The organism is Paraburkholderia gardini, from assembly GCF_907164545.1.
Lineage (GTDB): Bacteria > Pseudomonadota > Gammaproteobacteria > Burkholderiales > Burkholderiaceae > Paraburkholderia > Paraburkholderia gardini.
In genome coordinates this window covers 1-11,421 of record NZ_CAJQZB010000066.1, presented here as the reverse complement: position 1 = coordinate 11,421, position 11,421 = coordinate 1, and the positions used below count along the sequence as shown (strand labels likewise).

At 63.6% G+C, this 11,421-nt stretch carries 10 protein-coding genes; 6 read left to right on the top strand and 4 right to left on the bottom strand.

Annotated features, from left to right (window positions below):
- Nucleotides 1-116 (bottom strand): FAD-binding protein (locus LPA37_RS27420; RefSeq protein ID WP_407672641.1); only part of this gene is annotated, 116 nt, incomplete at its 3' end.
- Nucleotides 117-230: 114 nt separating this feature from the next.
- Nucleotides 231-515, bottom strand: coding sequence for a hypothetical protein (locus LPA37_RS27415; protein ID WP_229014234.1), 285 nt, complete (start codon nt 513-515; stop codon nt 231-233).
- A 350-nt stretch (nt 516-865) separates the two neighbouring features.
- On the opposite strand from LPA37_RS27415, the gene LPA37_RS27410 reads away from it, so the two are divergent.
- The 4 genes from LPA37_RS27410 (at nt 866) to LPA37_RS27395 (ending at nt 6,438) form a co-directional block, all read left to right on the top strand.
- Complete coding sequence (locus LPA37_RS27410) at nt 866-2,155, top strand: MFS transporter (RefSeq protein WP_229014233.1); 1,290 nt, start codon at nt 866-868, stop codon at nt 2,153-2,155.
- Nucleotides 2,156-2,233: 78 nt separating this feature from the next.
- A complete protein-coding gene (locus LPA37_RS27405) occupies nt 2,234-3,979 on the top strand; it encodes a GMC family oxidoreductase (RefSeq protein ID WP_229014232.1) in 1,746 nt (581 codons plus the stop codon).
- Nucleotides 3,980-4,064: 85 nt separating this feature from the next.
- On the top strand, nt 4,065-4,982 hold the full coding sequence (locus tag LPA37_RS27400; protein WP_229014231.1) for a TauD/TfdA dioxygenase family protein: 918 nt from the start codon (nt 4,065-4,067) through the stop codon (nt 4,980-4,982).
- Between the two features lie 34 nt (nt 4,983-5,016).
- Entirely contained in the window at nt 5,017-6,438 is a 1,422-nt protein-coding gene (locus tag LPA37_RS27395; RefSeq protein WP_229014230.1) for an aldehyde dehydrogenase family protein, read from the top strand.
- 74 nt (nt 6,439-6,512) lie between these two features.
- Here LPA37_RS27395 and LPA37_RS27390 read toward each other — a convergent pair whose 3' ends face one another.
- Nucleotides 6,513-6,863 (bottom strand): BON domain-containing protein, encoded by a 351-nt coding sequence (locus LPA37_RS27390; protein ID WP_229014229.1) that lies wholly within the window; start codon nt 6,861-6,863, stop codon nt 6,513-6,515.
- Nucleotides 6,864-6,961: 98 nt separating this feature from the next.
- Complete coding sequence (locus tag LPA37_RS27385) at nt 6,962-8,125, bottom strand: porin (RefSeq protein ID WP_229014228.1); 1,164 nt, start codon at nt 8,123-8,125, stop codon at nt 6,962-6,964.
- Nucleotides 8,126-8,502: 377 nt separating this feature from the next.
- Between LPA37_RS27385 and LPA37_RS27380 the strand changes: the two genes are divergently transcribed.
- Entirely contained in the window at nt 8,503-9,120 is a 618-nt protein-coding gene (locus LPA37_RS27380; protein WP_229014227.1) for a DUF2889 domain-containing protein, read from the top strand.
- A gap of 131 nt (nt 9,121-9,251) precedes the next feature.
- Nucleotides 9,252-11,421: AAA family ATPase (locus tag LPA37_RS27375; protein WP_229014226.1), on the top strand; the 2,170-nt coding region annotated here is incomplete at its 3' end.

The window sequence follows — 11,421 nt, the reverse complement described above, 5'->3', positions numbered from 1 at the left end:
CGCTGCTTCAGGCGGATCGCCGCGGACAGCCCCGCGGGCCCGCCGCCGACGATCACCACGTCGTATTCCATCGACTCGCGCGGGCTCACGCTATCGTCTTCAAGGATTGTCGGGATTGACACAGCGCGGATCTCCAGTATTTTTTAATGAACGAAACAACAGGATGTCGTGATCGGGCGAATCGCCCCGAATGCGCCGATCCGTGGATGCCGCGTAAAACCGGCCAGCCCTCAGGCTGTCGAGGCAATCGGGCCCGGCACGCCGGGCAAAACCGGCATGCGTGCGACGTTCATCGTCGCCCGCCTGGTCTCCGGCGGAAATACGGACCAGGAACCATCTTCGTGGCGGAAGAAAAAGATCGACAACTCACCGGACGGCCGCCCTGAAGCCACACACACATAACGCCAGCGGCTGGCCTGGGCGTGACTGAACATCGTCACGCGCGCCCGCATCGCCGGGTCCGGTCCAAACCACCTTTCCACGAGACGGCGCAACGACGTTTCCCGGGTATTCACGGCCTCTCCCCTCATTAACGCTGGCACAGATTCGAATCGCGACGATCAACGGAAGATGGCCTCGCCCGCATATTGGCGATGCCGCCCGACATTTCCGGAAGCCACAGTAATTCAACGCCCGATCAATGCCACTACCCCGGTCGGGTGGAGTATCCGTCACTCGCAACACCGGAGACCCGAACAGCCGGACGATCCGTACCCTGGCAGAACAAGGTTTTCCCTGGACTACCTGTTCCGGGTGGTTGCCCACCCGCCCGGACACCGTACCGTGACGCCATCAAGCCGGATTACCGGGTCGGGCAGCCGGGCCGGCCGGGAAAAGGACTACAGCAACCATCTTGAGACAACCGATGACCGCTTCCCTCGATTTCCAGGCAAAGTCCGCATGGACGATGACCTTCCTGCTGACGGGGCTTGCCCTCATCAATTTCCTGGACAAGATCGTTTTAGGTCTGGTCGCGGTGCCGCTCACGGCTGAGCTGCATCTGTCGCCGGAAAAATTCGGCCTCGTTGCCGGCAGTTTCTTCTGGCTGTTTTCAATCTCGACTGTCCTCGTGGGATTCCTTTCGAATCGCTTCCCGACCCGCTGGCTCCTGCTTGCGATGGGCCTGAGCTGGGCCGCGCTTCAGTTGCCGCAGGCGATCGCGACAAGCGCGCTGGGGATTCTGGTCTGCCGCGTGATCCTTGGCGTCGCCGAAGGGCCGGCCTTTCCAGTCTCCGTGCATGCGTTGTACAAGTGGTTCCCCAACCGGAAGCGAAATCTGCCGGTCGCGGTCATCAATCAGGGCGCCGCCTTTGGCATGCTGCTGGCGGGTCTCCTGATCCCCGTCGTCACGAGACAGTGGGGCTGGCGCATGAACTTCGTGCTGCTCGGCGCCATTGGCGCGATATGGAGCGTGCTGTGGGCGTGCTTCGGCCGCGAGGGAACACTCGGCAAGCAGCAGACCACACTGGCCGCGCCGGCTCCGGCGAAACGGCTGCCCTATCGCAGGATCCTGACCGACCGCTCGGTACTCTCGGTGTTCGCATTGGGGTTCACGGCCTACTGGACGTTGGGCCTGAGCCTGACCTGGATACCCACTTACTTCGAAAAAGGGCTCGGCTTCAACGGCATCGAAGCCGGCCGGTGCTTCGCCGTGGTGGTCGCGACCGCGACGCCGGTCAACGTGGGGCTGAGCTGGCTGTCCCAGCGCATGCTCGGCCGCGGCGTGTCGACTCGCAGGGCACGCGTTCACCTGATCTGTCTGTCCGCGGCGGCGGGTGCGCTGCTGTACATCGCGCTCATGCTGCTTCACTGGTTGCCATTGCAAAAAGTCGCGCTGCTCGCCATGGCCGGCGCGCTGCCGACGTTGAGCTTCACGCTGGCGCCCGCGCTGCTCGCCGAAATGGTCCCGGACAGCCAGCGCGGATCGCTCGTCGCGATCCACACGGCACTCGCAAGCCTTGGCGCCGCCTTCGCGCCAGTCGTGATGGGCCGGCTGGTGCAGGTCTACGGCAGCGACAGCAGCCACGCTTATGAACTCGGCTTCACGGTCAGCGCCGCACTGCTGATCGCAGCCGCCTTCGCCGCCCTGCTCTGGCTTCATCCAGACCGTTCGCACAAGACCCTCAATCACTTCGCCAGCCAGGCCCCGGCGTAATGCGCGCATGGCGAATCCGGCAGCGACAGGACAACGGCGCCGTGCGTGCGCAAAACCCATATAACGTAGAGAGACTCCATGACGAGACCCGGTAGCAACGCTCAAGGCACAACGATCGCGGCAGAGTACGACTACATCGTCGTAGGTGCGGGTTCTGCGGGCTGCGCGGTCGCGGCAAGACTGGCCGAAGACCGGTCCGTCACCGTCGCGCTGCTGGAAGTGGGTCCGCACGATCACCACATGAGCGTGTGGGTGCCGATCGGTCTTGCCGGAACCGTGCGAAAACCCGGTCCGCGCAACTTCGCCTACTACACGGAGAGCCAGACCGGCCTTGACGGGCGTGCCTCCTTTCAGCCGCGTGGACGCGGACTGGGCGGCAGTTCATCGATCAATGGCATGGTCTACATTCGCGGCCATCGCAACGACTACGACGAATGGGCGAGCCTCGGTTGCACCGGCTGGGGCTTTGACGACGTACTGCCCTACTTCCGGCGCAGCGAATGCAACCAGCGCCACGCCGGACGCAGCGAAGATCCATGGCATGGCGGCGACGGTCCGTTGCACGTCAGCGATCTGCGCACGCCTAACCCGTTCTCCCACCGTTTCGTGAAGGCCGCCCGGCAGGCCGGCCTGCCGTTGAACACCGACTTCAACGGCGAAGAACAGGAAGGCGCCGGCCTTTATCAGGTCACGCAACACAACGGTGAACGCTGGAACGCGGCGCGCGCCTATCTGCACCGCGGCAATGCGAAAGATCCCGACCTGAACGGCGGTCGCCCGAACCTCGATGTCCTCACCGATGCCCAGGCATTGCGCGTTGTCATTGAGGACAAACGGGCGCGCGGCGTCAGCATCGTGCGCGCAGGCGTCGTGCAGACGTTGCGGGCCCGCCGTGAAGTCATACTCAGTTGTGGGGCGTTCAATTCACCGCAACTGCTGATGGCGTCGGGCATTGGTCCGGCTGAACATCTGCGCAGCCACGGTATCGATGTCGTACAGGATCTGCCCGGGGTCGGCGAGAACCTGCAGGACCATCTCGACGTGATCGTCAACAAACAGGTCAAGTCCACCGACCTCTTCGGTTATTCGTCGGGCGGCTTTCTGCGGCTCGCATCCGAAATGTTGCGCTACCGGCGCAATCGCACCGGCATGGTCAGTTCGAACTTCGCGGAAGCAGGCGCCTTCGTGAAGAGTCGCCCCTCGCTCGCCATCCCGGACCTGCAACTCGCTTTTGTTCTCGCCCTGCTCGGCAACAGCAACGTCGCCAGACGCAGCAGGCTCGGACATGGTTACTCCTGTCACGCCTATATCCTGCGCCCCCAAAGTCGCGGTCACGTGCGTCTGCGTAGCGCGGACATGCGCGATGCGCCGTCGATCGATCCGCGCTTTCTGTCCGCCGAAGCAGATCTCGACACGCTGGTTGCGGGCGTCAGGATCGTTCGCCACATCTTCGCGCAACCGGCGCTGGCCGAAGCAGGCGGAAAGGAACTGCTGACGGACGATTTCGGACCGGACGATTCGAATGAAGACGCGATCCGTGCATTCGTTCGCAGTCACGCCGACAGCGTCTATCACCCGGTCGGCACGTGCAAGATGGGCATCGATGCAATGGCTGTGGTCGATCCGGACCTGCGGGTACGGGGAATCGATGGTCTGCGCGTGGCCGACGCGTCGATCATGCCGACGCTGATCGGCGGCAACACGAACGCGCCCGCGATCATGATCGGTGAAAAAGTCGCCGACCTGATCCGCGCCAGCGACCGGCAAACGTCTGCCGGCGCGCTGAAGCGGCATGCGGCATTCGCGAACGACGTGCACCCGTGAAGCCGCCCCAGTTGCCTGAAACGCCCGCAGCGCCGCGAGCCTGATGTGCCACGGTATCCGCGGGCCCACCTAAATGGAGACATACATGCAAGCAACAGAGATCGCCCCCGATTCGAAGGCGGTTTGCACGGATTCGGACGCGTGGCCATTCACCGTCGAACGCTACACGCCGACGATCGGCGCGGAGATTCGAGGCGTCGATCTGCGCGATCCGCTCGATGACGACACTTACGCTGCGCTGCGCCGCGCGCTGCTGAAGTTCAAGGTGCTGTTCTTCCGCGACCAGGACATCAGCCCGTCGCAGCATGTCGCCATGGCAAGGCGCTTCGGCGAGCTGGAGGTTCATCCCGCATTTCCGCATCACCCCGATCATCCGGAACTGGTGATACTCGGCCGCAACGATACGAAGCGCGGCCGGGAGAACCTCTACCACTCCGACGTATCGTGGCGCGAGGTTCCATCGATGGGCTCCATGTTGCGATGCGTGCAATGCCCCGAGGTCGGCGGCGACACCATCTGGATCAACATGGTGGCCGCTTACGGGAATCTCCCTGATGACGTGAAGGCGCGAATCGCGGGTCTCAAGGCAGTCCACGACTTCCTGCCGCTTTTCGGCATTGCGATTCCCGAGGACCAGCACGCGGCCATGCGCGAGAAATTCCCGCCCGTCGAGCATCCGGTTGTGCGTGTCCATCCCGAAACCGGCGAGAAAATCCTCTATGTGAACGAGGCGTTTACCACTCACCTGTCGAATTACGGCCGGGTGACCGCCAGGGACTATCGCGTCGGCTTCGACTACAAGCTCGCGGAAATGGATCTGCTGCAATACCTGTTCCGCCAGGCCCAGGCGCCGGAATACCAGGTCCGCCTCAAATGGCGTCCGAACACGATCGCCTTCTGGGATAACCGCTCATGCCAGCACTACGCGGTGCAGGACTACTTCCCGGCCCCACGCCACATGATGCGCGCGACGGTGATCGGTGATCGTCCGTTCGCGGCCTGAGTCCGACAGCCTCCGAAGAACCTCAGGAACTGAAATGAAAACGTTGAACACCTTCTATATCGGCGGCCACTGGGTCGAGCCGTCCGCGGGGAGCACGCGGATGGACATCGTCAATCCGGCCACCGAGGCGTTGACCGGACGACTGACGCTGGGCACTATCGAAGACGCCGATCGCGCCGTCGCCGCTGCGCGCGGCGCATTTCCCGCCTGGTCGGAATCGGGCCGCGAAGAACGGATCGCGCTGCTCGAGCGGATCATCGAACGCTACCGCGCACGGCTCGACGACGTCGCCGAAGCCGTCTGCATCGAGATCGGCGCGCCCATCACGCTGTGCAAGAACCTGCAGGCCGCGATCGGTCTCGCACACCTCGAGGCCGCGCTGGAGACGCTGCGCCACTTCGAGTTCGAGACGCAGCACGGCAAGAGCTACGTGCGCCGCGAAGCGATCGGCGTCGCGGCACTGATCACGCCATGGAACTGGCCGTTGAACCAGATCGTCGCCAAGGTCGCGCCGGCGCTGGCAGCAGGTTGCACGGTCGTGCTCAAGCCGTCGGAAATCGCTCCGCTCGACGCGGTCATCTTCGCGGAAATCATGCACGAAGCAGGCACGCCGCCAGGCGTCTTCAACATGATCTTCGGCGACGGACGTATCGTCGGCGCACGGCTGTCGTCTCATCCCGACGTGGACATGGTGTCGATCACCGGGTCCACGCGTGCCGGCGTGGAAGTGGCCATGAGTGCCGCGCCCACGGTGAAGCGCGTGGCACAGGAACTCGGTGGCAAGTCGCCCTTGCTGATCCTCGCCGATGCCGACCTGAAGGCGGCCGTGACGAGCGGCGTGGCGCAGTGCATGGCCAATTCCGGGCAGACCTGCGTCGCGCCCACCCGCATGCTGGTGCCTCGCGAGCGATACGGCGAAGCTACCGCGATTGCCGCGGCGGTCGCCAGTGGGATCACCGTCGGCGATCCGACGGATCCGGCCACGAGGATGGGTCCGATTTCAAACCGCGCGCAATACGAAAAGGTGCAGGCCATGATCCGGACCGGCATCGAGGAAGGCGCCCGGGTGATCGCCGGTGGTCCCGGCAGACCTGAAGGAATCGCACACGGCTTCTACGCGCGCCCCACCGTCTTCGCGGATGTCCGCAACGACATGACGATCGCGCGCGAGGAAATCTTCGGCCCGGTGCTGGTGATGATTCCGTACGACGACGAAGAACACGCGATCGCGATTGCCAACGATACGGAATATGGTCTCGCCGGCTATATCGCGACCAGCAATCCCGAACGTGCGCGCCGCGTGGCCGCACGCCTGCGTGTGGGCTCGGTGCGCATCAACGGCGCGATGCTGGACATCACGGTTCCGTTCGGCGGCTACAAGACGTCGGGCAACGGACGCGAGTACGGTCGCGAAGGGCTTGCCGAGTTTCTCGAATGCAAGTCAGTGACGATGTGATATCTCGTGCAAAGGGCCCGCTCATCCGTGATGAGCAGGCCCTTTCGTAACAGCAGGGACACCCGAAACGCCGCTTATAACGTGGACAACGCCAGCACGTTCGTCACCGAGGTCACACCCTCGACACCTTCAGCAACCTGGGTCGCCAGACCAACCTGCGACTGTTCGGGCACAGTGCCTTCCAGTGTCACCACGCCGTTATGCGCGCGCACCGTAATCGTCGCAACCCTGAGTCCTTTTGTCCTGCTCAGGGCACGAATCACACTCTTCTGAAGCGCACGGTCGGCGGCCTTGACAGCTTTCGCATCCGACACACCCGGCCGGCCGGACGCAGTGGCTGCATCGCTACCCTGGGCGTGCACGCCAAGCGACGCGAGAACGAGAAGCACCCCACCTGCCAGCCTGAATATCCTGTTTTGATTCATCGATATTTTCCTTATGTTATTTCGGATCAGCGAGCATCGAACACAACGGCGCTCACGGGTGACGTCGCATGGCGACGTCTTCCCGATAGCACGAACCGTCAGAAACGATGCGACATCCCGAGCACCGCCATGACCTGCTTCGAACCGCTGGCGACACCCGGGACGCCGGGCCAGCTCATGTTCGCGGAGCCGTTGTTCTTCAGGTAGCCCGCGCGCATGTAAAGGCTCGTGCGCTTCGACAGACTGTGGTCGACGCCCACCTCGATACCTGGCGTGTTGTCGTGAACGCCACGCACATCCCGCTCGATGCCGGCGATCTCGATCACGTCCGCTGCGGTAGCCTGGATCGTCGCGCCCAGCTCGACGATGCTGTACGAATGCACCAGCGAGGAAAGCGGCAACTTCACCGCAGGCGTGATGGTGACGAGCGCGCCCGCGGGCGCGTCCTTCGGCCGGTTATACGAATAGTTGAACTGGAAATTCACGATGCCGAGCCGGTATGCCAGCGCGCCGGTAAAGTGCTCCGTTGCCATCAGATCGAAGGAGGTCAACAACGTCGGAGCGGTGGGCACCAGCGGCGCAGTCTCCTGCGATCCATGCTGGTACTGGTAACCGACGCCCGCGTAAAAGCCATAACCCGAATAGTTCGCTGCCAGGTCGAGCATCGCGCCCGAGCGGACCGGCACAGGTTGCGTGACCGTAGACGGCAGCGCGTACATCGCGTAGAAATGCGCACCCCTCATGTCGGGCGACGTATAGACGATCGAATTGCTGGTTCGTCCCGACACATACTGCGTCGCGAGCGTGGACCGGTCGGTGGCGCCGGCCAGGTCGGCTGCCGCAAGCGGCGACATGACCTCATTGCCGCGGAACGGATCGGTGAAATAGACAGCCCAGAAACTCGGCTGATATTGACGGCCGAACGTCAGCGAGCCATACGTGTCGTGCTTCAGTCCCATCCACGACTGCCGGTAGAACATGGCCGTGCTGTCGGCGAAAAACGCGCCGTTGTTGATGTTGTAGCCGTTTTCGACGTCGAACACCGCCTTCAGCCCGTTGCCCAGATCTTCATTCCCCTTAAGACCAAACAGGGAACCGGTCGATCCACCACTTCGTACGGAATACGAATGATTTCCGCCGTTATCCAGGTACTGAACGAACGTGTCCGCTACCCCGTACAACGTCACACTCGACTGGGCCGCCGCTCCCCCGGCGGCAAGAAGCAACGTGGCCCCGCAGATGCCCTGACTCATAAAACGCATGCGTGTCTCCCTTTTATGTTTACCGCGTCCGACGGACACGGGTCTGGCAAAACTCATACAGATGCGCGCCGGGACGACGGTCCATCAAAGTCTGGCCGGCCCTTGCGGGGCTCATATTGCAGGGACGTTCGCGCGGAAAACCTACCCAAACAGAGGGGGGACGGGAATACCCCAAGCGATGGAAGGGGGCGCGACACGTATCGGCCGGTCCCCCCCCGATGCAGGGGGCGGCAGGCGTGTTCTCTCTGGATAGGCTGGGTGATATCGATCACTCAAAAGCGAATGGACGTTAAAGCCGCGCTGGGGGTCGTATTGCACCGTCTGAATGCGAGTCGACTTCCATCGACCGAACGATTGCTTCCGTGAGCGAGATACCTATGTCTGTCATCCCATCGAATCCTTCACCGCGGCGGCCTGTCCATACCCGTCATATCGAATGCGTGGGTTTCGAACGCGGCGACGGCCTGTTCGACATCGAAGGCAGCATGCGGGACACGAAGGCCAGCGACGCCGATCTGCTCTTCAAGACCGTGCCCGCTGGTTCGCCGGTTCACGACATGCGCATCGTCGTCACGATCGACTCGAAGCTCGTGATCCGCCATATCGAGACGCACACCAACGCTTCGCCGAGCCGCTTCTGCACGGAAATCAACGACGCCTACAAGAGCCTCACGGGTCTCAGCATCGGCGCAGGCTTCATGAAGGAGGTCAAAAGCCGGCTGGCCGGTCCGGGAGGCTGCACGCATCTGACCGAACTGCTCGGCCCCATCGCCACGACAGCGATCCAGACGCTGATGGGCCTGCGCAAGACCCCTTCTGACCATGGCGACTCCGCTGACGGAGAAGAAACGACCCGGATGCATCCGATGGTCGACACCTGCTATGCGTGGCGAGCGGGCGGCGACGTCGTGCAATTCGCGACGCGGCGCAGGCAGCAGATGCAGCAAGGTGAAGTGCTCCTGACCGATGCACGCCAGGCGCCACAGGAGAGGTAAATCCGGGAAGACACCACCCTGCCGCACGTGAAAACGCTACCTGCGCTGCGCTACAATGTGCCGATTATCATTTCGTCCTTTGGCCCACGCCGGCAAGGCGCGAAGCCGAAGCGCGCAAGGCGCAGGTCACGATGCCGCAGAATTCCCCTCCCGCGGACCCACGCCGCTCCCAAGGCGCCGCGGCGGAATCCAGAGCCGATCCCCGCTTGATTCCGCCGCGCAGCACCGCTCGCATCGTCGCGCGCGAACGTCTTCTGGCCCAGTTACTCGACGCACGACGCAACCGTTGCGTCGTGCTTCAGGGTCCCGCGGGCTGCGGCAAGACAAGTCTGCTGATCGCCTGGCGCGAGGCGCTGCTTTCACTCGGATTCAACATCGCGTGGCTGACGCTCGTGCCTGAAGACAACGAGCTCACGCACTTTCTCGACTACCTCGTCGCAAGCCTCGCTCAGGTCGATCCCGCGATGTGCCATGAAGCCGCGCTGCTGGGCGGTCGCGGCATGGATGACGAGACGGTCGAGCGCACGATCATCGCCCTTGTACGCGGCATTGCCGGCCACCCTAACGACGTCGTACTGGTGCTGGACGACCTGCATCACGTGACCGGTGCGCGTAATCACGAAGCATTGCAGTGGCTGCTCGACTACGCGCCGGCCAACCTTCATCTCGTGCTCGTTTCGCGCGGCACGGTGCCGCTCTCGCTCGGCCGCCCGCGCGACCAGGGTCTCGTGCTGGAACTGGACATGCGCGACCTGCGCTTCACGGCCGCCGAGTCCGAAGCGTTCCTCAAGGCCCAGCTGGGCCAGATCGGCCAGCGCGACGCGCGGCACATGCACGAACTGACCGACGGCTGGGTAGCGGGCCTGCAACTCTTCGCGATGCGTCTGAAGCGGAAAAAGCAAGGCGCAACGGACCTTGCGTCAGCCGACCCGCCCGATCACGCCCAGCTTCTGGATGCCCACGGATTCGCGGAGTATTTCGAACGCGAAGTGTTGTCGCGCCTTGCTCCATCCGAAGTCGAACTGCTGATCCGGATGGCGAGCTGCACACGTGTTTGTGCGCCGTTGTGCATCGCATTGACCGGCGACGGGCAGTCGCCTGCCGAAGTGCGTGCGCTGCTAACGAGACTGGAAAGCGACAACCTGTTCATCGCGCCCATCGAGAGTTCGGGTAGCCAGTCATGGTACCGGCTGAACCCGCTCTTTCGCGAGACGCTGCTCGAGCGCTTTCGTGCGCGCAGCGAACTGCATCGACGCGAAGTGCATCTGGCCGCATGGATCTGGTTTCGCGATCACGAACAACCCGACGACGCCGTACGGCACGCGTTACTCGCAGGCGAGCCCGCGGCGGCAGCCGACCTCGTATTGAGCGTCGCCCGGGCGATGCAGATCAGGGGCGAGCTGCGCAAGCTGGTCGTGCTGATACGCCTGCTTCCGCTTGCCGAGGTGCAGGCGCGGATCGGTCTGCGGCTATGGATGGTGCATCTTCAGTTGTACGCGCGCGAATTCGAAGCCTGCGCGGCAGCCCTCGCCCGCCTTCAGGCCGATATTCCCGAAAGCGACGCGCACTCGCGTTACCGCCTCATCCTGTTGCAGGCGGCGCTCGCCGTCCAGCGCGACGACACGAACGAGGCGATGTCGGTGTTGCCACACTTGCTGCAGATCCCCGCCCAAGCCGACAGCCTCGCCGTGGGCGGTCGCAATAACCTGCTTTCGTGGATCTACATGCGTCGCGGCGACTATGAAGAGGCGCGGCGGGTTCAGAGCGAAGCGCCACCACTTTTCGTCGACGGCGCGCCGCTCATGGGCACGTCGGCCGGCGCGCTGAACGGCCGCTGCATCGCGGGGTTCAGCTATGCGCTGGAAGGCCGGTTCATCCAGGTCGAACGCATCAGCCGCGACGTTCTCTTCGACGCCGACCAACGCGGCAGCGCCGCCGCCGAAGCCGCGTGTTTCGCGGCGGCGCTGCTCGGCGAAGTGCTGTACGAGTTCAACGATCTGGACGCGGCCCGCGAGCTTCTGGAAGATCGCGTCGATGTGCTCGAACGCGTGTCCATTCCCGATTCCGTACTGCGCGTGCTGACCGTGCTGTCGGCGGTCTACTGGGTAACCGGACATCGCCTCGATGCCTTCGCCTGGCTCGAACGTCTCGAGGAGTACGCATCGCAGTACGGGTTGTCGCGGCTCATCGCCCATAGCGTGGCCGGGCAGATTCATCTGCATCTGCTAGGCGGCCAGTTCGATGCAGCGGAAGCCGGGCCGGCGGGGCGGCGGCGCCCCGGCGCAGCCGCGCCGCGCCCCC